Source organism: Legionella bononiensis (assembly GCF_016786215.1).
GTDB lineage: Bacteria > Pseudomonadota > Gammaproteobacteria > Legionellales > Legionellaceae > Legionella > Legionella bononiensis.
The window spans coordinates 140558-164314 of the sequence record NZ_JADOBG010000021.1; the positions used below are offsets into that span (position 1 = coordinate 140558).

Genomic DNA, 23757 nt, shown 5'->3' on the forward strand with positions numbered 1-23757 from the left:
GGACTACTCCTAAAATTGGTTTATCCTCAACAGGAATCACCGTGTTCGCATTTATAACTATTCAGCATCTGATTCTTGGATGCTCTGAAATCTGCCTGTTTACTGCCTGTAATTCGGTGGTAAACGATGCTCTTCCTGAAACTCCGCAAGCAATTGCCTGTCGGTTTCATTCAACTGCATGTGTTCCAGTAAATCCGGACGTTTAAGCCAGGTTTTACCCAGGGATTGTTTTCTTCGCCATCGCTCTATGTCCCTATGGTTCCCACCTAATAAAACAGGAGGTACTTCCATACCGTTTATGGTTGCAGGCCGGGTATAATGAGGACAGTCGAGTAATCCATTCATAAATGAATCTTGCTCTGCTGAACCAAGATGCCCAAGACTGCCGGGTATCAAGCGAATTATGGCGTCAATAAACACCATGGCAGCTAATTCACCGCCACTTAATACAAAATCCCCAAGCGACCATTCTTCATCCACATGATGACTAATGATACGCTCATCAATTCCTTCATATCGTCCTGCTATAAACAGCAGGGGTTGCCTCTCATTTGCCACTTGGTTTAAGTCGGCTTGACGGATTACTTTACCCTGAGGACTTAAGTAAATCGTTTTGCAGTTATCTGGCATTTGACTGCGCGCATGCACAATTGCCGCATGCAGTGGTTCATACATCATGACCATTCCTGGTCCACCACCATAAGGCTTATCATCTACCTGCCTATAGGGTCTGGATGACCAATCACGTGGATTCCAGTGCGCAATGTGTACCAGGTTCTGTTCAATTGCCCTACCGGTAATTCCGTATTTTAATCCATCCATTATTTCTGGAATCAAACTGATTACACCCAGATGCAGAACCACTTAAAAATCCACATCCCAGTCGACAGTAATGACTTTTTCGGTGTCATTGATATCCATTATAAATTGCCCCGGTAAATAAGGTATTAAATGCCTTTTTTCACCTTGGACTACCAATACATCATTAGAGCCAGTCGGCATCACTTCAGTTACAACTCCAAAGGGTATGCCTTGTTGGTTTATCACCTTCATGCCTACCAGTTGGTGCCAGTAATACTCACCTGGTTCTAATTCAGCAAGCTGTTCTTTTTGAACAGCAATTTCAATATTGGTAAGTCGAGAAACCAGCTCACGATCAGGGTAACCTTCTATTTGCGCTATTATGGCTTTGTTATGTACTTCGATACATAATAGCTTAACAGGTTGCCACTGATTATTTAAAAAGGCATGCCAGTCTGTATATCTCAGAATATTATCTCGCGGATCTGTGAAGGAATGAACCGTAACAAAGCCTTTAATACCATGAGGGCGGCCGAAACGGCCTAATACTACCCAGTTTGCCTGATTATTCACGTTATTAAGCAGCTGTCTCAGAGTTTTTATTAAATTCTCTTATCAATGCACTGACGCGATCAGATAATTGTGCACCAACACTTTGCCAATGGGCTAATTTTTCCATTTCAACGTGCAGACGAACTTCTTGTCCTCGCGCAACAGGGTTAAAATAACCAATACGCTCAATGTAATTACCATCGCGACGTTTGCGGCTGTCAGTTACTACCATGTGATAAAAAGGACGCTTTTTGGCGCCGCCTCGTGATAAACGTATAACGACCATTGTTTTCCTCTACTTTAGAGTGGTTACATAAAAATGCCGAGTATTGTACGAAAATTAACTCAACATGTGAAGTAATTCTTTTAAATTATTTTTTAACCCAATATCTCTTCGTAGGGAACGCCCATTATTGATAGCATGTTCGTTCTCTAAATTTTAATATTGTAATAAAAACAATTACTTTAAATCATCTGGAAACATGTCTTTCATTCCAGCCATTCCCCCAAGGCCTCGCATCATTTTTTGCATTCCGCCAGGCTTGGAAAATTTTTTCATCATCTTTTGCATTTGTTCAAATTGTTTTAATAATCGATTTACATCTTGAATTTGGGTTCCCGAACCCATGGCGATGCGTTTTTTTCGTGATCCGACAATAATTTTGGGAATTCGTCTTTCTTTCGGAGTCATTGAGTTAATAATGGCTACAGTTTGTGCCATGGCTTTGTCATTGACCTGTTTCATTGCCTGTTGGGGCATTTGACCCATTCCTGGCAGCTTGCTCATCATTCCTGCTATGCCGCCCATGTTGTTCATTTGCAACAGTTGTTGTTTAAAATCTTCTAAATCAAATCCTTTTCCTTTCTTTAATTTTTTAGCCAGTTTTTCACTGGCTTGTTTATCTGCTTTGCGTTCAACTTCTTCGATAAGGGTTAGAATATCGCCCATACCTAATATTCTTGAAGCGATACGTTCCGGGTGAAATGGCTCTAACGCCTCTACTTTTTCCCCGCTGCCTATAAATTTAATCGGTTGGCCGGTAATTTGTCTTACTGATAATGCGGCACCACCTCGGGCATCACCGTCCGTTTTGGTAAGGATCACCCCGGTTAAAGGCAGTGCTTCATGGAAGGCTTTTGCTGTATTTGCTGCATCTTGACCAGTCATACTGTCAACAACAAATAACGTTTCAATCGGATTTACAGATTGATGTAATGCTTTAATTTCAGCCATCATTTCTGCATCGATATGCATGCGTCCTGCAGTATCGATAATGAGTACATCCATGTATTGCTTTTTAGCGCTTTCCAAGGCTTTTTGAGCAATGGCAATGGGTTGTTCATTGGTTTCAGCTGGAAAAAATGCAACATCAATTTGTTCTGCCAAAACTTTTAATTGTTGTATCGCTGCAGGTCTATAAACGTCAACGCTGACCAGCATGACTTTCTTATTTTCGGTTTCTTTCAAATAGCGGGCAAGTTTAGCGGTACTTGTGGTTTTACCAGAACCCTGTAAACCGGCCATCAGGAATATTGCAGGGGGCTGAGTTTTAAAATCAAGTTCAGCACGTTCATCGCCCATGACATGGATTAATTCATCATGTACGGTTTTAATAAAAGCCTGATCAGGATTTAAACTGGTCAATACTTCCTGGCCAAGGGCTTTTTCTTTTACTTGTTCGATAAAATCTTTAATAACCGGCAGGGCTACATCTGCCTCAATCAGTGAAAGTCTGACTTCGCGCAAGGCTTGTTGAATATTGTCTTCAGTTAAACGACCCTGTCCACGCAGATTTTTAAAGGTGCGGGTCAAACGTTCGGTTAAGTTATCAAACATAATAATAGAGTACCCGAAAAAAACAGCCACTATAGCATAGAGAGGCAAAACAATGCTACTTCTACAGGTATATGTTGAAGGCCCATTTATAGTGAATATAGTGTCTGGAATCCCATCGCAAGATTAAATCTTCAAAAGATACCAGGCTATAAAGTTATTAATATTTTATATAGTCACTATTATTTTTTTAATTAAATTTCTAATAAATCCTTAAGGATGTTTTATTATATTTTGTCCATATTAACTTTGTTGAGACCAATATGGGAAGATCTAAAACTGATGGACTTTTGCTCGAAGAGGAGGCGGCGGTCAAAATACAAACAGCTTATAGAGGATTTTTCTCCAGAAAATCTTATGCAATTACTCAAATGCCTTCACAATATATGAAACCCTTTAAGGTCATGATCAAAGGAAATGATCCTGAGATCACCGGTTTGCCTCATCATACAAGCGAAGAGCACATCGCATTAGTTGCTATATCCGGTATGCGTTCTGTAGAAATTGCATGCCAATTAAGCAGTGGCTGTCCCAAATTGATCATTATTGATAACAGTAAATATGTAGTCGATTTTTGGCGAAAGGCTCGATATTTGATTAATCATTCAGATTGTGAAGAGAGTTTTCTTGGCGATCTGGATCGATACATCGAAATGACCCAATGCAACAGATCAGGTTTGAAATCGAAAGAATTCGATTATCTAAAGCAATTATTTAATCGCTATGGTTTTGAGAAACTGCAGCTCATTATTGGCGGAACCACTGTAATTGCTCAGTCATGGGTTGATCGCGATGTAATGATTAAAGTAAAGAATATTTTGAGGTTTATTGAAGTAGATGTTATTTACGCTTACCCTTCAAATATTGTTGCTTATCTGCGCTCGGAAGGAGAACGATCAAATTCAAATCAAGTCCTGGATAACATTCAATCGTTAAATCCTGCTTTAGCCATTCATACCGATCTGGTGTCGGGTAAACCGAAACATGTATTGAAGATCGAGGATCATAATCCAGCATTAGTTGGCGAAAAGTTACAACTGAATTCTGTACAATTCAGCAGCTCTCAAATGAGCTTGGGAAGGTCTGAAACTTTACTATTGATGTTGTTTGTAAGCAAGTTGAAAGGAAATCCAGCTTCATCATTAAGTACATCCAGCGGGTCATTTTTTAGGCCGGAATTGACTCAACATGCATCGAGCGCTACTGATTTAACTTCTTATGCAAGCAGTTCATCTTATTCAAGCAGTTCAACTGATGCAAGTGGTTCATCTTATGCATGTAGTTCAACAGAGTATTGTACTGAATTGAATCCAGAAAAACCCAGTCTCCTCTGATGTATGCAAAAAGGATTTAAGGTTACAGTTCCCTTTAAGTTCCGAGTTGTTTAATAGTGTTTTTTTTATCGAATCTTATGAAGCACTTTGAGGCAGGATATTGGCGAGTGCCTATCTTTTCGCGCCGTGTTGTTTCTATTTGAGTTCTAATGAATTATGACGTGATTAAATGAGCCACTCGACGAAGCTTATAAATTAACCGTATACTGTTTCTTTACTAAGGATAGTAAGAGATTTTAGACATGTATGTCGTTATATGTATGCTTTTGTGCATTGGGGGTTTAGTACTGTATCATGTAGTCGCTAAATGTCTGGGATATGCCGGGTTTCAAATGAGAGATTCGTTCAATCCTGACACTTTAGAACATGATGAAATAACAACGCTTCTCACCAAGCTCTCTCATCCCGAGTTTGAGGGAGTTTGTTATGGTTTTAGTCTTAACTGGGCACTGGCAGTCGCTGAGAGTAAAGAAGATATCTTTTATCGACAACTTCATCTTCTTCGTGCTCATAAGTCTGATTTGCCCGTTATTCTTGAGCGTATCAAGCAAAAAAAGCACGATTTTCATTATCTTTCAGAAGAAGAACTGCTGATTAGTACATTACCTGAGGTCTGTGAAAAAATTTGCATTGCCCAGGATCCGATTGCTTACAAGAATAAATATGGGAAGCTTGTTTGGCAGCCCGATATTAATTCCATCCTGAGGCGGATTAAACAAGACGGTTCTGGTGTCAGGCAGGTTTTTTATAAAACACATACTTTTGGCTCCAGGCAGGAAGCATTAGAATATTTTACCTTGCTGGCTAAAACAAAATTACCTGAAAATGTAGCTGTAATTATTAGTACTTCAGATCATGCTATGGGATTCAAACGTGCAGGGAGACTCTGGCGATTTATAAATATAAATGATTTATACAGGCAAGATACCAATAAACCGTATTTTGAATTTAATGCTCAAGGTCTGGTTAATGAGTTGTATCGAGTGAGTGCTTCCGGGCCTTTGATACGAAGGCTTACAGTTAATACCGATTTCATCGCACTAAAAACTCCACCTGGATTAATCACCCGATTAGAAAATAAGTTTCCAGTATTTCCCGTTTATCAAAGAACTCCTTATATGGAAAAAATATCTTTTTTTGCCATGGCAGCGTTACAAGGGGACATACCTACGGTTAAAAAATGTCTTAAAGCGAAATGGTCTGTTTTTTCTAATAATTACATGAATGATAACTCACCTGTTTTAATGGCAATTTATTCCGGCCGAAGAGAAGTTGTAAAGGCCATGCTTACACCAATAGCTCGACATATTAATAAACAACGTAAAAAAGATTTGGCAACCTTGCTTCATATTGCGTGCAGATATGGTGGCTGGGGTATAGTTGAAGATTTGCTGAACATCAGCGGTATTAATATCAATCCTTTGGATATCAAGGGAAAGACACCATTAATGTATGCCTGTAAGTCAACAACGATTACTGATGAAAGAAAATTATTCCGATTATTGCTTAATAAAGGGGCTTCTCTGACCATTAAAGATAAGAATGGTTTTTCTGCTTTGGATCATGCGGTTAAAAATGGGCATGAACTGGCAATTGAAATGATAAGCAACAGAATGCAATTCGATGAAGACGCTCAACAGTCAGTTTCTAACAAGCAACGTGCTTTTGGACAATCACGCTTGAACTTTTTTAAGAAGGCATCTGTTGGTGGAGTATATGATGTGTATCCGGCGAAGAACGAAAGCAATCAATTGTGCATTTTGCCTAATATTTAACTGTTCTGTATTCATTTATTGGGGTACAATGTCGCAGATTACGTTTACTGAATATTCGATGTGAGATGACATGCGATTTATTGCTGGATTTTTTACTCTTCTTTTTTTATTGATCCCTCAGTCTTTTTCTGCCTTTGTTAAAGTGAAGAGCACGATTAAACCGACGAGTGTATTGGGTTCTGATGATAACTATCATCAGGTTTATGAATTAGTCATGAAGCAAAAAAAAGTAAAAAAGGGACATCATTATGCATTAAAAAAAATTGAGATCCTGAATAAGAAAACCCATAAACTCATTACTCAATATGATGGGGAGGCACTTAAACCCTTGGTTTATATGATTAAGCCAGATGGAGTGAATATCAATACCACAGAATTGGATCATGACGGTCAAATGGTCGCGTTTCTTTATACATCACAGGCTAATCAAGCAGAAATTTCGTCAAAACTGATTCATCGCTTGAGTTTTATTGATAAGGATTATCCGGAACACACTATAGAATTTGAAGATGCCATTGTGAAGCGAAGTCAGGTTCCGGTTGATGTGATCAGTTCACCCGTGCAAGGCGGTGGCTGGCTTGCCTGTAATGGACCCGGCTTATTGAGTAGCCATAGATTCGCCTATTTAAATGTACATGGGAGTTATTATCTTGCACAACGATTTGCTATAGATTGGGTTCGAATTGACGAAAAAGGGAATGTATTTATGCCGGGTACTGATCGGCAATTAAATGAAAATTATTTGGATTATGGGGTGAGTATTTATTCGGCAACGGACGGAACAATAACCCGGGTTCGAAATGAGTTTCTTGATAATGCTCCAGGCCAGATACCTATTGAAGTACAAAATGTTGATAATGCCTGCGGTAATGAAATTACGGTCGAAATGAGCAATGGACATTATGCTCACTATTGTCATCTCAAACCGGACAGCATGACCGTAAAGGCAGGTGACAAGGTCTATCAGGGGCAACTTATTGCAGCACTGGGTAATTCAGGCAATTCCATGGGACCTCATTTGCATTTTCATATTAGTGATAATGATTCACCCTTGGGTTCAGAAGGTTTGCCCTATATTATAAAAAAATTCGGCCTGCAAATAACTCCTGAACAGGTTGAAGAAGTGGGGATTCTCGATTTTCATGCTTCTGAAACCGATTTAATGGATATCAATATACCAGGATTAATTAAAATGAACGCGATGCCAATGCAAAATGGAGTCTATCATTTTAACAATTGAGCCTGATGATTCTCTTTGCGTTTAATTCATAATTTGCGAGTCTGGCACATTCTGTTTCTACAGAAAAACTGCTATGATGATTTTCAGATCAAATGTCAGGTCATGGATCTACTCAATGTTCCTAAAAGCTGAAATTGAGAACCGGATTTATTCAAGAGCTGTATATCTGATTCATATTGCACAACAATTAATTAGTCTGGCCAGTATTAGGTTGGTATTTGTTTATTTTTTACGCGATTATTAAGGTTTCCTTAAGCTTATTTTTATATAATAGGTTTTTTGATTCCGAATAGGCTGCAATGAAGGAATGCAATGAGCAATAAAAAGCACTCACTTACTATTTTTAGTTTGACTATGATTACAGTTGGCTCGGTAGACAGTATACGGAATTTACCCGCTACCGCCCTTTTTGGAAGCCAATTAATATTTTACTTTATATTAGGTGCTTTATTTTTCCTCATTCCTACAGCTCTGGTATCTGCCGAACTGGCTTCTGGCTGGGCAAAGCAAGGTGGAATTTATGTCTGGGTCAAGGAAGCCTTCGGTAAAAAATCCGGCTTTTTAGCTATCTGGTTGCAATGGATAGAAAATGTAATCTGGTATCCGACCATATTATCTTTTGTTGCAGGAACGATTGGCTATTTGATTAATCCCGCTTTAACCAGTAATCCTTATTTCCTTTGGGCCGTTATTGTCAGTTGTTTTTGGGGTGCGACCGTATTGAATTTACGTGGCATGAAGTCATCCGCCATGTTCAGTAGTTTTTGCTCTCTTGCCGGATTGTTGTTACCTATGTCTTTAATCATTGGTCTGGGTGTTGTGTGGATAACTCAGGGTAATCCATTGCAAATTAACTTCGATATACCCAGTATCGTTCCTCATCTCGCAGATAAATCAATGTGGGTGTCTTTAACGGCTATTATGATGTCGTTTTGCGGCATAGAAATAGCCACAGTGCATGCAAATGATGTGAATAATCCTCAACATGCTTTTCCTAAGGCATTAATCTATTCAGTGGGTATTATTTTAAGTACCTTAATCCTCGGATCTTTAGCTATAGCCGTTGTGTTACCTGGAAAAGATATTAATCTGGTTGCAGGAATAATGCAGGCGTTTGAAGCATTTTTTCTAAGATATAACATGCATTGGATGATGCCTGTTGTTGCTGTAATGCTCGTATTGGGTGGTCTTGGTGGAGTCAGTAATTGGATTATTGCACCTACCAAAGGATTATTGGTTGCTGCTGAAGACGGTAATTTACCTGAACTCTTTCAGCGTACTAATGCTAAGGGAGCACCGGTAGTCATGCTAATCACTCAAGCCGTGATCGTAACCGTATTGTCTGCTTTATTTTTATTTATGCCCAGCGTAAATGGTTCCTATTGGTTATTAACGGCTTTGGCCGCACAATTGTATATGTTAATGTATTTTATCATGTTCATTGCAGCAATTAAGTTGCGTATTAGCGAGCCTAATCACCACAGACCCTTTAAAATTCCTGGGGGAATGATGGGAATGTTATTTGTCTCGGGTATTGGGATTATTGGTGTTCTTACCACCTTGGCCGTAAGTTTTATCCCACCTGAGGGTATTGACGTAGGGAGCACCGCTCGTTATGAGTTAACTTTAATTATCGGCCTGATATTGATGTGCGCTCCGCCATTTATCAGTTCCTGGTTGAGAACCCGAGCTGTGAATAGGGAAGTAATTGCTTAAAATACAACATTAAAAAATAAAGCCATGAATCCTATTGATGAACTATTGACCGAATTAAGTTCTCGTCTGCCTGAGCTCCAATGGAAAATTAGTGAATTAAGTTCGGGTATTTCCAGTCATAATCTTCCCAAAGGATTATTTCGTAGCGGATTTGAGTTGACTGGCGCAGGATGTGTACAAGAAATTCAAGCTGATATCCAAGCCTTATCTGAACAAAAAAATGCTCGCAGTGCCATGTTTCTGGCTGAGCGAATTAAACAGAAAATAAATGTTCTGGTTGCTTTATGTCATATGGATGGACGTAAAAAGAAACCGGAGGAGCAAGTCTCTTTTGGTGTAAAAATGTTAAGTACTCGACAACAATGGATACAGAATCTGGAACATGAAATTAAGACCTTAACCCAGCAGCAGCAGGCAATGACAAAATCGCTTCATCATTTGACGCTAGGTGGCAATACGAACGCGATATTGACTCTACAGGCTGAGTTGGGTGAAGTTGAACGACGTTTGACTTTAGCCAAAGAAACATTAAATCAGGCTGTTTTGTAGGCTTCTGTATCTGGTTCTATTTCACGTATTCTTTTTTCGTCCCTTCCTGAATTACAAAGTCATTTTTCAAATAGCCTTTTGCTTCCTGTTATATTGCGGTAAATTAGTGGCGTTCAATTACTATAAACAGAGAAGGAGCGCCTTAAATGTCAGATAAGTATTCTCAAATTACCAAGGATATTGGTACTCAGTTAGCAAAAATGCGCAAGGAAATGCCAGAATTTATGGCTGGATTTGGTGCTTTGTCGCAAGCAGCAAATAAAGAAGGTGTGCTGGATAAAAAAACCAAAGAATTGATTGCCATGGCTCTGGCTGTAGCCAAACAATGTCCTGGATGTATCGGCTTTCATGCGCAAACGTTAATTAAATTACAAACAACCAGAGCCGAATTATTAGAAACTTTGGGCATGGCTGTTTATATGGGTGGTGGCCCCTCTTTAATGTATGCTGCCGAAGCATTAGAAGCGTTTGAAGAGTTTAGCCAGTAAATTGTATTGATACTTGTGGATTGTAATGTTGGGTCATGGTGACTCATAGCCGTCAAGTTACGGAATATCTGTATTTAAAATAACCCGGATGAAGTGCGAAGCGCGTAATCCGGGAGGACCCGCGAAGCGGGCATCGGCTAATAAGGTACTATGCTGCGCATAGGCTTCCCGGATTTCGCGGTGCTTCATCCGGGCTACTTTTGATTTTCTTCTTAACCTGGCAGCTATGGGGCAAGACTCAACTTATACCGTAGTCTATCTTAGTGCGATAATAACGTAGCTACATGAGCCATTTGTTTATCTGCCGGGTTTTGTTGACAAGGAAATTGTTTGCTGACACCCAGCAAGGCAATTTGAGACACGGTCATCGTATCTTTATCACTTCGTTGGCTTGATATTTCCTTATAGGTCTGTTGGATTAACTCATTCAGGGTAATTGAGTTAAGTTGTTTTCCTGGTGGTAAACAAAAAATAGGTTTACCCAGGCTTTTTGCTGACTCATTCGCCTGAATTAAGGTTTCTGCAATGCTTTCACAGGTAATATTAAGAACATGACGTGCTGATCTGGCCCATGCTTGTGCCTGGGGATCAGCCTTTATTTCCATTTGTGGTATGTTATTCGCAATATTCATGTAATTGTTTATGGTATCCGCATATAAATTGCTGGAAAAAATAATGAAACTGATTAGTAAAAAACGCATAGCACTTCCTTAAAATCCTGCAAGATTACTTGAAAAAATAGTAGACAGTTGGGTTATCCGGACAAACATACGGACCACATTCTATGAATGTACTGATTCCATTGGCAAGAATCAAGATAAGAAATAAGTACATTAATGCAATCAACCATTTGTTTGATGTTTTAAATTGATCATCAATGCCATGTTCAAAGAGTAAAGCAATTGCAATAAAACCAATTATGAAGAGAAAAATAACGGCTGACCAGGTGTAAAAATATAAACCAAGAAACGGATCTCCATAACCCGGTGTTCCCGGTTCCAGATGGAGATAGATTTGTCGAGTAGCCACAGCCAGGCCCAATAAAGCTTGCAATAGCATAAAACCATAATGAGGCATCCTGATTCCCAGGCGCAAATTCATCATTAAACATAATCCTACCCCTGCAAAACAGATTCTTTGCAATAAACACAAAGGACAAGGTAAAGAATTTTTGAGAAGTTGATCAGCAAAGGCAAAGATTAAAATGATACAGATAAATAATAGTCCTAAGCTGTTACCCCAAAGATGTAATTTTTTTTGGATGTTCATAAAGGCACCAGATTGCTGTGAAAATTAAAACAGATGGAAATCAGTAATAAACATAAAAGAAATTGAAAGGTAATCGAATTAGTAGGTTTAAAAATTATCTGCAGGCCAATAAAAAAATAAAGCAAAAACAGCAGTATCATCATGATTGCTACCATCGCTTAGGATCAGTTTAGATAAAAGTATAGTTGGTTCTACATCTTTTTTCGAATTGGGGATTTAATTTAGTTGATTAAATCCCATGCGGTGCAATGAAACCTAATTTGAATGCAATAAATAAAAAAATAAATAATGTAAATGAGATACCTATTCTTAAAGTTAACGCTTTCACTGTACGTTTCGAGTTTCCAGTATCACGAATCAGAAAAAATAAGCCGCTGGCCAATGAGCCGGCAATAATAATCATGACAAAGATGATGAAGATTTTAGTGATCATTTGTTATACTCCGGAAATTGCTATCTTCAGTCGGAAGTTAGCCAACCTTTTGAGCAATTGATAAAGTATGCCTAGTTTAACCTGTTTTAACATTCGTTTCACCCCAAATTGGCTAATGATTGTTCTGACACTGTCGTTTATCTTTATTTTTATACGTCTTGGCTTATGGCAAATACAACGAGCAGATGAGAAGGTAACGATGATTGCAGCTGAAGAGTCATTGGCGAAACAAGAGCCCATATTGTGGCGCGGAGAACAACCCCTGCCTAAACAATATCAACGTATAAAGGTACGAGGTACCTATCTACCTAATATTTTATTATTGGATAATCAGCATCACCAACATCAGTTTGGATATGATGCTGTTTCCCCATTACAGCTTTCAGATGGATCTGTGGTTCTGGTCGATAGGGGATGGGTTCAGGGAGAGAGTACCAGACGGTCTTTTCCAGATATTCAAATTCCGCAAGGCATTATTGAGTTGCAGGGTAGTGCCTATTTTCCGGGAAAAAAACAATGGGTTTTAGGGCCTGGAATAGAGAAAAAAGAGGGCGGAATTACTATTCTTGAGATTTTGGATGCAAAATTAGTCAGTCAACTTTTGCAAAAAAAGGTCTATCCGTTTATTATTCGCCTCGACAAGCAAGACGCATATGGATTTGTGCGTGAATGGGCGATAGTATCCATGCCTCCGCAGCGGCATTTAGCGTATGCTCTGCAATGGTTCGCCATGGCATTGGTTATCTTTATTATATTCGTAGCATTGAATCTGAAGAAAAGAAATGAAGAAGCACGTCACTAAATATTATGTTTTGTTACTATTAGCCACAATGTTTGCTGCACCTGGAGTAACCGCTTATCTATTTTACCAGCACCCAACCTGGTTAGGTTCATCCAAAATTAATAAAGGCACATTATTATCACCTCCGATTTCTTTGAGTCATTTTGGGAGCAAAACAAAATGGCGTCTCCTTCTTATCAGTCCTGATGGCTGTAAAAAGGATTGTCTCGAACAATTAAATATGCTGGCACGAGTCAGATTGGCTTTAGGGCGAAAATTATATCAGGTGGATGAATGGTTGGTTCTGGATGATAAGTCATCAGTATTGGCAGATGAAATTAAACCCCTGTTAAAAGATCAGGATATCAATGTAACTACTTTAAACACTGCAGATCTGGCCAAATTGTCTGCTTTACCTGCTGATGCCAAGGTATTTATCGCCAATCCGGATAATTTTTTGATTTTAAGTTATCAGACTGGAGGGAATCCTGATGATATCTATAAAGATCTGAAACTTCTCCTCAGTACAACAGAACAGAAGAGTAACTAAATTGATGCAGAATAATTCCATACGAATCGCGGCCAGCTTGAGTATTGCACTCGCTTTATTTGTTGTTATGCTCGGAGCCTATACTCGATTAACTGATGCAGGTCTAGGTTGCCCGGACTGGCCTGGCTGTTATGGGCGTATGGTGTTGCCTTCTGCTCATTCAGGTTTGCAGGAAGCGCAAACCCAATTTCCCCATATTCCTATTGAAACCAGGAAAGCCTGGACTGAAATGGCTCATCGATATGCTGCAGGTACTCTTGGGCTGTTAATATTTTTTATTGGAATGAGTGTATTACGTAAAAAAATACAAGGAATGGTTATTCCCTGGCATCTGCCTTTGGCTTTAATGATCTTGGTGGTTTTTCAAGCGGCTCTAGGGATGTGGACAGTAACCTTAAAATTACTTCCCGTGGTCGTTATGGGGCATCTTTTGGGTGGGATGTTAATATTTGCCTGTTTATGCCGGTTTCGTCTTCAAATCAGTTCATTAAAAGGACAGGATTTAGCTCAGTGGCGTTTGTGGATCCGTTTGGGGGTTTTTATTGCCTTTTGCCAAATTGCTCTTGGCGGTTGGGTCAGTTCAAATTATGCAGGTATTTCCTGTATCGGATTTCCGATGTGTAATGGACAGTGGTTACCTGAGTTACATTTTGCTAAGGGATTTAATTTATTTGCACCTGTTGGCGCCAATTATCAAGGTGGTTTATTGGATAACGAGGTTCGAGTAAGTATTCAATTGATTCACCGAGTCGGAGCAGTTTTAACTGCGTGTTATCTTGTGCTGCTTTCAATGTTAATTCTGGGCAAGTCAAGTTCCCGATATTTAAAAATATCCGCTTTATTTCTAATACTGTTGGTTGTACTTCAATTTAGCCTGGGTATTTTGAACGTATTGTATTTACTGCCCTTATCAGTGGCAGTTGCTCATAATGGGGTCGCAGCATTACTATTGGCTACAGTGTTTAGTATGTTGCATTTTACACGAAAGGAGTTGGATTATGGTTGCTGAGCTAGTGACACAGCCAACTGCAGATTGGCGGGATTATATCGAGCTGTGTAAGCCTCGAGTGGTTTTGCTCATGCTGTTAACGGTAGTAGTTGGTATGTATCTGGCTGCTCCAGGTTGGATAGATTTGTCTTTAATAGGTTTTACTTTAACTGGAGTTGGTTTGTGTGCTGGCAGTGCCGCGGCTATTAATCATTTGGTGGACAGGCATATTGATTCGATTATGGCCAGAACAAGAAAACGACCAGTAGCCCATGGTCGGGTTTCAGTCAGCCAGGCTCTTTGGTTCGCTGTTATTATTGGTGTTCTGGGCTTAACCGTACTTAGTGTATTTGTGAATAAGTTAACAGCCTTGCTTACTTTTGTTACGTTAATCGGTTATGCTGGCGTTTATACCGGGTATTTAAAAAGAGCCACCTCACAAAATATAGTCATCGGTGGACTGGCTGGCGCAGCACCTCCTTTATTAGGATGGACTGCTGTAACGAATCAGTTGGATCCGCACGCTTTATTATTGGTATTAATCATCTTTACCTGGACCCCGCCTCATTTTTGGGCTTTAGCAATTTATCGTTTTGAAGAATATCAACATGCTCAAATACCTATGCTCCCAGTAACTCACGGTATACAATTCACCAAATTGAATGTTTATTTGTATACAATATTGTTATTGGTGGTAAGTATATTACCGTTTGTTGTTGGAATGAGCGGTCTTTTCTATTTGATAGGTGCATTGATTCTGGGTGCACGGTTTTTGTTCTGGGCCCATAAATTATTTAGTACTGAAAAACCTGTAGTTGCAATGCAAACCTTTAGATTCTCTATTGTGTATCTGATGGTATTATTTGTTTTTTTATTGATAGATCACTATCTGTAAGGGGTTAAAATGAGTATAAAATTAAAAGGTGTTACTTTAACTGTTACCATTTTATTGGCCCTGGCCAGTTTATTCGCTGGAATTTTTGTCTCGCAACATCTGCATTTTAAGAAAAAAATTGATGCAGCCCAGTTTCATGGAACTTATCTTGAGAATCCCAGAACGGTCAATCAATTCAGTTTGACAGGTACGGATCAACAGACCTTTGATAACAACAGCCTGCAAGGCCAATGGACATTAGTCTTTTTTGGTTTTACTAATTGTGGATACCTTTGCCCAACTACTATGGCGGAATTGGGTAAAATGTATCGAATTCTTGAGGAAAAAGGCGTAAAGAATTTACCTAAAGTCGTGATGATCTCTATAGATCCTGAGCGTGATAGCCTGGATAAATTGAACGGTTACGTCAAATCGTTCAACAGTACTTTTTATGGTGCACGAGGGGAAGAATCTACCATCAAACTCATGACCAGAGAAATGGGTATTGCTTACGCGAAAGTAATCAATAAAGAGAGTGAAGATCCTAAAAATTATGATGTTCAGCATAGTGGAGCAGTAATGTTATTTAATCCACAGGGAGAGTTAAACGCATTTTTTACCACTCCGCATCATGCAGACTTGTTAGCTAAGGATTATATGTTGTTAGTCTCATAGTTCGTTACAAAGCTCTGTTGATGCTATCAGGAACTTTAAAAGTTCAAGTTTATAAATTCATTGCTTATAAAATTTAATTCTTTAATTTCGGTACACCGGGATGAGAATTTATAATTTTTAAACTAGGCTTTATTACATACATAATAAAAATAATTGAGGAACTATTGATTCATGAAAATTGCAATTTTAGCCACTAACCCACATTTATATTCGCACAAGCGCTTAAAAGCTGAAGGGGAAGCGGCTGGTCATGAGGTTAAAATTATTAATCCCTTATATTGCTATATGAATGTTGCTGCTTCAAATCCTAAAGTTCACTATCGGGGTGGTTCTTCCCTGCCTCAGTTTGATGCAGTGATCCCACGAATTGGCGCATCTACGACGTATTACGGAACAGCAGTATTACGCCATATGGAAACTATGGGTATGTATACTTTAAATGAATCTATAGCCATTTCACGTTCAAGGGACAAATTTAGGTCTTTACAGCTATTGGCTCGGAAAGGCATCCCTATGCCTTTGACCAGTTTTGCCCAATCACCCGATGATACGGAAGACTTAATTCATATGGTAGGCGGTGCGCCTCTGGTAATCAAATTGTTAGAAGGCACTCAAGGCAAAGGTGTAATACTGGCCGACAGCCACCAATCTGCGGTAAGCATTATCAATGCGTTTAAAGAAATGCATGCCAATATACTGGTTCAGGAATTTATTGAAGAATCCCGAGGTACTGACATACGCTGCTTTGTTATAGGCGAAAAAGTAGTTGCTGCCATGAAGCGTCAAGCAAAAGAAGGCGAATTTCGCGCTAATGTACATCAGGGAGGAAAAGGCGTTAAAGTTAAATTGTCGCCCCAAGAGCGAGCAATTGCAGTAAGTGCTGCAAAAACTATGGGTTTAAAAGTGGCGGGAGTAGATTTGATTCGTTCGAATCATGGACCATTAGTATTGGAGATTAATTCATCTCCCGGTCTTGAAGGCATTGAAAAAACAACAGGTATCAATATTGCTGGAAAAATTATTGAATATATTGCGAAACACGCAAAACCCATTAGTTTAAGCCATCGTTTCCATGGTTAGGTTTTTAGTGTGCCCCTGATTTTGAATCGCTTTTACCAAGCAACCAATCCGCATTCACTTCAAGTTCTTGTGCAAGAGTTTGTAACACTGTTTCATCAGGACTTGTAATGCCATTAAGAAGTGCCTCGGCTTTAAATTTGGGTATTTTAATCAGCTTGGAAAGAACCTCTATGCGCTCAGTTGTGGATTCGGGGACTCCTATACTGTCAAGCTCCTTATTAAGTCGTTCTGAAAATCGTTTATTAAGCATTGTTTGCTCCTGATTATGACCTTCTAGAGGTTGTGGCTTATAAGTAGTTGAGATCTTAATAAATAAAGTATCTTTATTTGATATAGCATAAAAATGGAGTTTTGCAATGTTACCGATTATTTGAGCCAATAAAGACTACACTCCAGGTTTGTTCGCGAACCTGGAGTTTTGACACTCGTTGAATGTTTCATACGATTGCAGAATACTCTGCCTAGTTCATTTCGAAGGGGGTTATATGTGTTTAACAGTGATTTTTCTGTAAGTTTGCAGAACCATCAAGATATCTTCTTGATCGTTTCATGGAGTTCTTCCACTTGTTCAATACTGTCCGTTTTACTTTTGAAAAACCAATTTCCCGTACATAGACGTGTGGCAATAACAGGCAAGGCAAGAATCCCAAAAGAAAGAACAATAAGCGCAATATTTTCCAATGCCTCTTTCCATCCTCGGTGATTTGCCAGTTCACTCACTTTTGCTTTTGCAATCGCATTAGTGCAATGATCTTTAAACGGCTCGATTTGACTGGATTCGGGCACTATGAGATGGTCGATGACGGCATGTTCTATCGAATTGATTAAATCATTTGCGGCATGCCAGGCAGGACCTTGTTTAAATAGATCTCGCTTTTTTCTTAAAGATTGTAGTCTGGATAATAAAGCGGGTAGGGGCTCGATATTGATTAAATCGTTTTGCTGCGCTAGTTTTTCTTGATTCAGATCACGCAGCTTACTCATTTGTTCTTCTGATGGAAGGAAATGTAACTTGCGAATCAAGTCATTTAAATGTTCGTTTGAAGTTGTCGGCATAGACTGCTGACTCCTTCCAGTCGCATCAACGCCTTGCACAACTACAATTTCCTTCGGTGACAGCATATCTAATCTATCTTTTTCTTCTGATCTAAATTGTTTAATAAATTCTATGATTTCTTGATGAATTGGGTCATATATTCTTTTTTTTGCATCCATTTCGGCTTTCGCTGCAAAATAATCCTGCTCGCTAAGTCGCAGATGTTCTCTGGCTGCTATACCAGAGGAATAACTATGCTTCAACTCCGTTGCTTTTCTGCCATGTGTATCCGTTTCATCTTTATTTGCACCATACTGCATCAATAAACATACACCCGCCTTATTGATTGAATAAACGGCCTGATGCAATGGTGTCCAACCGTCTGAACGGGTTTTGGTGTTTGGATCCGCTTTGCCTTCTTTAAGCAGCACTTCAATACAATCACCTTGTTTATCATAACAAGCAGCAATATTGAGAGGGTAACTGCCATCGGTGGACATTGTTGAAACCAACTCAGGATTTTTTGTAATGATATTTTTTATCACTTCGGTGCCACATCCTGAATACATGGCAGCGTAAATTAAAGCGTGACCATATTCTCCTGGCACCGTTAAATCTGAATACTCCAAATACAGCTTTATCACTTCTTGTAAACAAGCTTGCTTTTCTTGTGATTGACACAAGCTATCACTGGTATACTGAATTGCCATTTGTAATGGAGTAATTTCTTGAGGTTTTGATCCAAAAATACGAGGGGTGGATTCCATTGAGCTATATTTTGTGGAGTTAATGGCACGCGTATTTACTGGCTGCTTCTGATCTGATAACAAGCTTTGGCGAATTTCTGCTAAACATTCCGACTTCTGTTTTATTAATGTTTCTTGAGGTGTGATTCGTATTTTTTTTATATACTCGTGGAAAATCGTTGTCATGAGTTATTCCTTGCTAGGGTATATGTCCCCATTCAAATATGGGCAAATTATAAACAATTGTGTTTAGGAAGTCACGTACAATAGAAAAACCAATTGGGCATAATCTCATTTCATCGAAAACAATTAATGATGAAGTTGTTCAGTTTTTATCTGAACATCAGATTTATCGCATTGATCATTATCTGGGTAAGGAAACAGTATTAAATCTCCTCGTGCTTCGTTTTGCCAATTCTATGTTCTCATCCAATTGGGATCATCGAGTAATCGATAAGATTGAAATAATTGTAGCTGAAGAAATAGGTGTTGAGGGGCGCTAGGACTATTAGGATAAACCAGGACAAGTACGTGATATGTTGCAAAATCATGTTTTGCAATGTTGCAGGTATTTTGGGAACTCAACAACAGACTTCTGAGTGTATGAGAACCTGGAGTTCCTTTGGATGGCGCAGGTACATTTTCAACGCCTCGCAGGAAAATCGAGTGACACTTAATGTTGTATTATTAATTATCTTAAAATCCAGTACAATGGCGCATTTTTTCATAGGTCCTTATCTTCGAATGGATGATGCATCAACGTGAGGAATGTTCAAAGAGAGGTCTCTCTACGTAGACTGGAAGTGATGCTGCTGATAGCTCCTGAAGTTCAGCATTTCCAGAAGTAAGCAATGTTTGTAAAGGATGCAGTCGATATGTTAATTTCCCCCCATCGTAATGACAATACAGGTTTAAGCAGTATACGAAGATTTTTGTGGGTACAAGGTCAAAGGGAAGACTCTGTTTTGTACCGGATAGCTGATGACAAACAATTTGTGCTATGGGTATCCGAACTTTATCTTCACGAGCCAGAAAGCCTTAAAGATTTATTTGCCTGTAATGGAACTGATACACTTGCTGATTGGCTTATGGTCTTTCAGGGCGCAAATGCGGTTTTGGATGTGCCACATTTACGTCTTCTTTCACAACATACGGGTGTCATTTTTCATTTATACAAAGGAGACTATCCAGGCACTGAATCACTATTGATTGATCAGGTACTGCCGGAAAACAGAGACCCGATCGTTATTTCTGTCTTTAAGGACAGTCAAAATCGGTTAAACACCATTCTGCCAAATCAGCTGACTCCACAGCAAAAAAACGTTTTAATTCCATGGGTTATGGCCGGTAATCTTGAACATCAGCAGCCTATCCCCTGGTGCTCCATCTATAATGCGGAATATTATTTTTCTCGTGAAGATAGGATTAAGGAAATTTTTGAGCGCCTTGCAAACCAGAAAGAAGGCATTCGGGAGTTGGCGTTGGTCGGAGCGAGCAAAACTGGAAAAAAAGAATTAGCCATGGATATGGCCAGCAGGTTTATTAAAGATGGTACAGAAAATCCACGCTTTGCTTATGTAATCAATACACAAAGTATCCTGTCGATGTTAGGTGATTGTGAATCATTGGCAGAGAACTTAGGCGTTGATATAGAAAGTTATAAACTGTTATATCACAAAATTGATGCTCCTGATAAGGAAAGAGCGTTTATAACGATGCTAATGCAAGCCATTCAAACGCAATTGCTAAATTATCCCGGACGATGGATGCTTATTTTTACGGGAGTCGAAAAACGTGAACGTATTGCTCCCTTTATTCCAGCACTTCCGGGTTTAGATGGTTATGTTATTTATTTGTCACAAAATGTACGATTTTTGAATGATGCTCGCTGTATTAATCTCAATAAGGGCATGACTGACGAACAAGCCGTGCAATTTCTTGAGCATTTGACGCACTTGAATGATCCCGAGGGTGCGCTTAAGCTTGCTAATTATCTCGATAATCTTCCATACGCTCTGGTTTGTGCAGGAGGTTATATTGCCTGGCAAACGTATTCTAAAAGGAGTGAATGCAGCACTTATCAGTCTTATTTGCAAAGACATCAAAATAATCTGTCGTTCCTTGATCGTGATCAGCACAGTGTAATGGATGTTAGAATAGCGTACCGCTCTCTTTTCGATATATTCAGCGAAAGCATGTCTGGATTGTCGCAAAATAGCCAAAGACTTTTACAGTTATGCAGCTTACTCGGTAATCGTAGAATGCCCATAGTGTTGTTAAGGAGATTTAATCAGCAGTTGTCAGAGTGTGTTTCTCCAAGTCAGGATGATTTTGAAGTGGTTTCTGATGAACTGTTCTCTCAGGGGTTGATTACACCGGAATCAGATGCTACTGAGTGTATCTATATTCACAAGACCACGCTGCAGATACTGTGGAGTGAGCTTAACACTTCAGAGAAGTTATCATCATCAATCTTGACCGTTATTTCTGCATTTTCACACTTCGCACAGGATAGCTCAATCGCTGGCAGCGTTGCTGAAACAAACCTTTACTATTACTTGATACCTCAGGCTTTGGCTTTTACCGCTAAATTGATACTGGCATTTGAATCTTCATCTTTTGTTTTGCCACGTGATGTAACCATTTTATTGGCAAATTTTGCCTGTCAGTGGGGCGAGCTTGCATTGCACCATAAACAGTATCTGGCCGCAAAAGATCTGTTTGCTTTCGGGATGCATTTGTTTGAAAGAGACAAAAACCTGCCAATTGATGCTCCTGATCTCGCAGAAACAATAACGGGTGGTTTTAGAAACGCCGAGGCTCAGGCAGTGGGTTGGACACCTTCACTTTATGTACCGGAGAGTGCTCCTGCTGTGGCTTTAGAACATTCAGTTTCAAGCAGTGTTCCGTCCATTTCAACATCGTCAATAGCATTTTCTTCTAGCGTCTCAGTGCTTGATAATGCGGCGTCCTTTGCGATAATTAAAGGCAATAAAGACGATAAATGGTTCAGTACTCTTCGCAATGTACTTTGGGTGCAAGGGCTTGAAGAACATCCTTTATATGCTTTGACAGATCGTTATGCGTTTTTGGATTTCGTCAACGACTTGCATAAAAGAGGCTCTGTGTTGTTGCAGGACATTTTTGATTGCGATGCTCCTTTTCGACAGTTTGAAGATTGGCAAAGATATTTTGCCCGTTCCAACTCACCGGTCACGAACAGCCATTTAGTGTTGCTATCCAGACATTGTGGCGTTGCGTTTCAATTTTGGAAGCCAAGCGTATCAGCAGATTTTCAATGTGTTTTTGAGCGTGGGTTGTTGCTTCATTCCAGTGGAATGCCGCTCGAAAACAGTACAGTCATCAATTTAGTAGAACGACCTGACGAGCAAGCTCGTTTTGAGTGCATCATTTTCAATCCAGGAATTCAGCAAATCAAAGCGCTGATCCCCTGGTTGCAAGACAATTCATTACAAAGTAAAAACGGTATGGTTCCAAGTCGGTTCATCAACAAACTGCCTCAAGCTAATGTGACTTCCATTGTTCGAGAAGGCAAATTGATGACGATGTTTGAGCTGCTTAGAAGTCAAAAAAATGAGCGTAAAATTTTAGTACTGAACGGTGCACATGGAAGCGGAAAGAAAGAGTTGGCTGTTCAGTTTGCACAACAATACTTACACATTAGGATGCTCTACGCTCGTGCTGCTCATAAAGATACTCCTGTGGATCCACCTTTCGTTTATTTTATCAATGCATCCCCGGAAACCTGTCTTTCAGAGATGGAGGAATTTGGCAGGCAGTTGAGAATTGATGTAGCGACATTGCAGCAAAGATACACCTTAGCCAGTTCTTCATCAACAAAACACTATGAGAAAATCCTTGCAGAAAAGATCCACTACACGTTGCAAAGCTATTCTGATTGGCTGCTGATTTTCGATGGCGCTAATATCGGTACTCAACATATCTTCCAATGGGTACCCCGTATGCAAGGGCATCAAGGAACTGTTTTATTTCTGTCTGAATCTGCTCTCTTGTGTGGTATGGAGAAGAATCAATTCCTCGATCTTTCTGAGGGTATGACCGCTGAGGAATCGTTATGTTTGCTGGAGCAACTTACAGGCCTGAGTGACAAAGAAGCTGCTTTGGCTCTTGCAAACTCTCTTGAAAGACAACCTTTGGCTTTACAGCTTGCTGGCCATCAAATCCGAAAACAACGATCTATTGGCAGTTCCTCGGGTTTTGATTACAGCAGTTATTTGAGCCAATATCAAAATCAGTTTCAACAACTTGAAGAAGAGCAGTCGAAAACCTGCATCGATATACTTGCCTGTCAGACACCCTGGCAAATTCTTGAGAGAAAAATTGGCCAGTTATCGTTACATGAGCGCAATTTGTTGATATTTTGCTGTCTGGTGGACGATAACGGAATACCTGATTTATTGCTGAAAACCTGGTGTAGAGAGCTAGATATTGGACTGTATCATTCAAAATTGTCTCATTCTGGATTAGTGTATTACGCGGGGTCTAATTTATCTCTTTTGCATCTTCAACGGTTGACCATTCAATTTGTTTGTCAGAATCTGATGAAACCAGGACCAAGGTTTCAACCGGAGTTTTGGCAGACAAGCCCTAATCCTATTCACACGACGGCGTTTATCAAGCATGCTTTTGCGGCCTTTAATGGCGCTCGAATTGAATGCGAGCACTTGAATCTCGAACCTTATGCCAAGGCATTCATTTCCCGATATCCAACGCCGCCACACGATACAGAACTTCAATTGGTATTTGACAGTTTTAAAGCTCAGTGGGAGTCCCCTTCGGTAGCTGCAAGCAGTGTTCTCCAGGATTTTGTCGATTAGTCGAGGTACTGATTGTATTTCTTTATAAGGATCTATCGACCCTGTCAAGAGATACAATCACGTTTATAGAGTGCCGAAGTGTGCTTTGATTGAATTCATTTTGTGTTTAAACATGTTAAATGTTATTGACGCTTGTTTGCAGTGATGTAAAATCGATGCAATTTCATGGGGATTATG

Annotated in this window: 23 protein-coding genes and 1 pseudogene; 15 read left to right on the forward strand and 9 right to left on the reverse strand. The window is 39.5% G+C overall.

The genetic code is table 11. The features are described from left to right. Window positions 1–99: 99 nt before the first annotated feature. The 4 genes from trmD to ffh form a co-directional block, all read right to left on the reverse strand. A complete protein-coding gene (trmD, locus tag IZU94_RS13200; RefSeq protein WP_203111259.1) occupies window positions 100–864 on the reverse strand; it encodes a tRNA (guanosine(37)-N1)-methyltransferase TrmD in 765 nt (254 codons plus the stop codon). After that, a complete protein-coding gene (gene rimM / locus IZU94_RS13205; protein ID WP_203111262.1) occupies window positions 865–1374 on the reverse strand; it encodes a ribosome maturation factor RimM in 510 nt (169 codons plus the stop codon). Between the two features lie 4 nt (window positions 1375–1378). Continuing rightward, the gene (gene rpsP, locus IZU94_RS13210) at window positions 1379–1639 is read right to left on the reverse strand and encodes a 30S ribosomal protein S16 (RefSeq protein ID WP_203111265.1); all 261 of its coding nucleotides are present in this window, start codon (window positions 1637–1639) and stop codon (window positions 1379–1381) included. Window positions 1640–1813: 174 nt separating this feature from the next. Further along, window positions 1814–3190, reverse strand: a complete 1377-nt coding sequence (ffh, locus tag IZU94_RS13215) for a signal recognition particle protein (protein ID WP_203111268.1) — start codon at window positions 3188–3190, stop codon at window positions 1814–1816. A gap of 260 nt (window positions 3191–3450) precedes the next feature. Here ffh and IZU94_RS13220 point away from each other — a divergent pair, with 260 nt between their 5' ends. The 7 genes from IZU94_RS13220 to IZU94_RS13245 all read left to right on the forward strand — a co-directional run bounded on the left by IZU94_RS13220 (window position 3451) and on the right by IZU94_RS13245 (window position 10289). Then, complete coding sequence (locus IZU94_RS13220) at window positions 3451–4521, forward strand: IQ calmodulin-binding motif-containing protein (protein ID WP_203111270.1); 1071 nt, start codon at window positions 3451–3453, stop codon at window positions 4519–4521. Between the two features lie 242 nt (window positions 4522–4763). Continuing rightward, window positions 4764–6296: a Dot/Icm T4SS effector AnkG/AnkZ/LegA7 gene (gene ankG, locus IZU94_RS13225; protein WP_203111272.1), complete on the forward strand. Its 1533-nt coding sequence runs from the start codon at window positions 4764–4766 to the stop codon at window positions 6294–6296. Window positions 6297–6366: 70 nt separating this feature from the next. After that, the gene (locus tag IZU94_RS13230; RefSeq protein WP_203111275.1) at window positions 6367–7536 is read left to right on the forward strand and encodes a M23 family metallopeptidase; all 1170 of its coding nucleotides are present in this window, start codon (window positions 6367–6369) and stop codon (window positions 7534–7536) included. Between the two features lie 115 nt (window positions 7537–7651). Continuing rightward, window positions 7652–7780 (forward strand): hypothetical protein, encoded by a 129-nt coding sequence (locus IZU94_RS18330; RefSeq protein ID WP_255541651.1) that lies wholly within the window; start codon window positions 7652–7654, stop codon window positions 7778–7780. Window positions 7781–7848: 68 nt separating this feature from the next. Then, window positions 7849–9252 carry an APC family permease gene (locus IZU94_RS13235; RefSeq protein WP_203111278.1) on the forward strand — a complete coding sequence of 468 codons (1404 nt, stop codon included), beginning with the start codon at window positions 7849–7851 and terminating at the stop codon, window positions 9250–9252. A 24-nt stretch (window positions 9253–9276) separates the two neighbouring features. After that, window positions 9277–9801 carry a primosomal replication protein gene (locus tag IZU94_RS13240; RefSeq protein ID WP_203111281.1) on the forward strand — a complete coding sequence of 175 codons (525 nt, stop codon included), beginning with the start codon at window positions 9277–9279 and terminating at the stop codon, window positions 9799–9801. 146 nt (window positions 9802–9947) lie between these two features. Beyond that, window positions 9948–10289, forward strand: a complete 342-nt coding sequence (locus IZU94_RS13245) for a carboxymuconolactone decarboxylase family protein (protein ID WP_058472362.1) — start codon at window positions 9948–9950, stop codon at window positions 10287–10289. A 260-nt stretch (window positions 10290–10549) separates the two neighbouring features. Here IZU94_RS13245 and IZU94_RS13250 read toward each other — a convergent pair whose 3' ends face one another. The 3 genes from IZU94_RS13250 to IZU94_RS13260 form a co-directional block, all read right to left on the reverse strand. After that, window positions 10550–10990, reverse strand: coding sequence for a phosphatase (locus IZU94_RS13250; RefSeq protein WP_203111283.1), 441 nt, complete (start codon window positions 10988–10990; stop codon window positions 10550–10552). Between the two features lie 25 nt (window positions 10991–11015). Further along, a complete protein-coding gene (locus IZU94_RS13255) occupies window positions 11016–11558 on the reverse strand; it encodes a disulfide bond formation protein B (RefSeq protein WP_203111286.1) in 543 nt (180 codons plus the stop codon). Between the two features lie 229 nt (window positions 11559–11787). Then, entirely contained in the window at window positions 11788–11991 is a 204-nt protein-coding gene (locus tag IZU94_RS13260; protein ID WP_058472365.1) for a twin transmembrane helix small protein, read from the reverse strand. Window positions 11992–12058: 67 nt separating this feature from the next. Here IZU94_RS13260 and IZU94_RS13265 point away from each other — a divergent pair, with 67 nt between their 5' ends. The 6 genes from IZU94_RS13265 to rimK all read left to right on the forward strand — a co-directional run bounded on the left by IZU94_RS13265 (window position 12059) and on the right by rimK (window position 16939). Next, complete coding sequence (locus IZU94_RS13265; protein WP_203111288.1) at window positions 12059–12793, forward strand: SURF1 family protein; 735 nt, start codon at window positions 12059–12061, stop codon at window positions 12791–12793. Next, window positions 12774–13322: a redox-active disulfide-containing membrane protein gene (locus tag IZU94_RS13270; protein WP_203111290.1), complete on the forward strand. Its 549-nt coding sequence runs from the start codon at window positions 12774–12776 to the stop codon at window positions 13320–13322. The genes IZU94_RS13265 and IZU94_RS13270 overlap by 20 nt, the downstream gene beginning before the upstream one ends. Window positions 13323–13326: 4 nt before the next feature. After that, window positions 13327–14331, forward strand: coding sequence for a COX15/CtaA family protein (locus tag IZU94_RS13275; protein ID WP_203111292.1), 1005 nt, complete (start codon window positions 13327–13329; stop codon window positions 14329–14331). Next, window positions 14321–15205 (forward strand): heme o synthase, encoded by an 885-nt coding sequence (cyoE, locus tag IZU94_RS13280; RefSeq protein WP_203111294.1) that lies wholly within the window; start codon window positions 14321–14323, stop codon window positions 15203–15205. Before IZU94_RS13275 ends, cyoE begins: the two co-directional genes overlap by 11 nt. A gap of 9 nt (window positions 15206–15214) precedes the next feature. Beyond that, window positions 15215–15859, forward strand: coding sequence for an SCO family protein (locus IZU94_RS13285; RefSeq protein WP_203111296.1), 645 nt, complete (start codon window positions 15215–15217; stop codon window positions 15857–15859). 171 nt (window positions 15860–16030) lie between these two features. Then, window positions 16031–16939, forward strand: a complete 909-nt coding sequence (rimK, locus tag IZU94_RS13290; protein WP_203111299.1) for a 30S ribosomal protein S6--L-glutamate ligase — start codon at window positions 16031–16033, stop codon at window positions 16937–16939. Window positions 16940–16943: 4 nt separating this feature from the next. Here rimK and IZU94_RS13295 read toward each other — a convergent pair whose 3' ends face one another. Together IZU94_RS13295 and IZU94_RS13300 are read right to left on the reverse strand one after the other, a co-directional pair. Next, window positions 16944–17189 (reverse strand): hypothetical protein, encoded by a 246-nt coding sequence (locus IZU94_RS13295; RefSeq protein WP_058472372.1) that lies wholly within the window; start codon window positions 17187–17189, stop codon window positions 16944–16946. Between the two features lie 275 nt (window positions 17190–17464). After that, a complete protein-coding gene (locus IZU94_RS13300; protein WP_203111302.1) occupies window positions 17465–18907 on the reverse strand; it encodes an ankyrin repeat domain-containing protein in 1443 nt (480 codons plus the stop codon). Window positions 18908–18987: 80 nt separating this feature from the next. On the opposite strand from IZU94_RS13300, the pseudogene IZU94_RS18450 reads away from it, so the two are divergent. Together IZU94_RS18450 and IZU94_RS13310 are read left to right on the forward strand one after the other, a co-directional pair. Continuing rightward, window positions 18988–19221, forward strand: a pseudogene (locus IZU94_RS18450) (glucose-6-phosphate dehydrogenase); the annotation flags it as partial. A gap of 351 nt (window positions 19222–19572) precedes the next feature. Then, entirely contained in the window at window positions 19573–23580 is a 4008-nt protein-coding gene (locus tag IZU94_RS13310; RefSeq protein ID WP_203111305.1) for a tetratricopeptide repeat-containing protein, read from the forward strand. Window positions 23581–23757: the final 177 nt, after the last annotated feature.

Coding starts and splice junctions, on each gene's coding strand:
- IZU94_RS13270 (WP_203111290.1), top strand. CDS start 12,774: ATGAAGAAGCACGTCACTAAATATTATGTTTTGTTACTATTAGCCACA.
- IZU94_RS13295 (WP_058472372.1), bottom strand. CDS start 17,189: ATGCTTAATAAACGATTTTCAGAACGACTTAATAAGGAGCTTGACAGT.
- IZU94_RS13265 (WP_203111288.1), top strand. CDS start 12,059: ATGCCTAGTTTAACCTGTTTTAACATTCGTTTCACCCCAAATTGGCTA.
- IZU94_RS13245 (WP_058472362.1), top strand. CDS start 9,948: ATGTCAGATAAGTATTCTCAAATTACCAAGGATATTGGTACTCAGTTA.
- cyoE (WP_203111294.1), top strand. CDS start 14,321: ATGGTTGCTGAGCTAGTGACACAGCCAACTGCAGATTGGCGGGATTAT.
- IZU94_RS13260 (WP_058472365.1), bottom strand. CDS start 11,991: ATGATCACTAAAATCTTCATCATCTTTGTCATGATTATTATTGCCGGC.
- IZU94_RS13220 (WP_203111270.1), top strand. CDS start 3,451: ATGGGAAGATCTAAAACTGATGGACTTTTGCTCGAAGAGGAGGCGGCG.
- IZU94_RS13250 (WP_203111283.1), bottom strand. CDS start 10,990: ATGCGTTTTTTACTAATCAGTTTCATTATTTTTTCCAGCAATTTATAT.
- IZU94_RS18330 (WP_255541651.1), top strand. CDS start 7,652: ATGTTCCTAAAAGCTGAAATTGAGAACCGGATTTATTCAAGAGCTGTA.
- IZU94_RS13255 (WP_203111286.1), bottom strand. CDS start 11,558: ATGAACATCCAAAAAAAATTACATCTTTGGGGTAACAGCTTAGGACTA.
- IZU94_RS13275 (WP_203111292.1), top strand. CDS start 13,327: ATGCAGAATAATTCCATACGAATCGCGGCCAGCTTGAGTATTGCACTC.
- rimK (WP_203111299.1), top strand. CDS start 16,031: ATGAAAATTGCAATTTTAGCCACTAACCCACATTTATATTCGCACAAG.
- IZU94_RS13240 (WP_203111281.1), top strand. CDS start 9,277: ATGAATCCTATTGATGAACTATTGACCGAATTAAGTTCTCGTCTGCCT.
- rpsP (WP_203111265.1), bottom strand. CDS start 1,639: ATGGTCGTTATACGTTTATCACGAGGCGGCGCCAAAAAGCGTCCTTTT.
- IZU94_RS13235 (WP_203111278.1), top strand. CDS start 7,849: ATGAGCAATAAAAAGCACTCACTTACTATTTTTAGTTTGACTATGATT.
- ffh (WP_203111268.1), bottom strand. CDS start 3,190: ATGTTTGATAACTTAACCGAACGTTTGACCCGCACCTTTAAAAATCTG.
- IZU94_RS13300 (WP_203111302.1), bottom strand. CDS start 18,907: ATGACAACGATTTTCCACGAGTATATAAAAAAAATACGAATCACACCT.
- ankG (WP_203111272.1), top strand. CDS start 4,764: ATGTATGTCGTTATATGTATGCTTTTGTGCATTGGGGGTTTAGTACTG.
- IZU94_RS13230 (WP_203111275.1), top strand. CDS start 6,367: ATGCGATTTATTGCTGGATTTTTTACTCTTCTTTTTTTATTGATCCCT.
- IZU94_RS13285 (WP_203111296.1), top strand. CDS start 15,215: ATGAGTATAAAATTAAAAGGTGTTACTTTAACTGTTACCATTTTATTG.
- IZU94_RS13310 (WP_203111305.1), top strand. CDS start 19,573: ATGTTTGTAAAGGATGCAGTCGATATGTTAATTTCCCCCCATCGTAAT.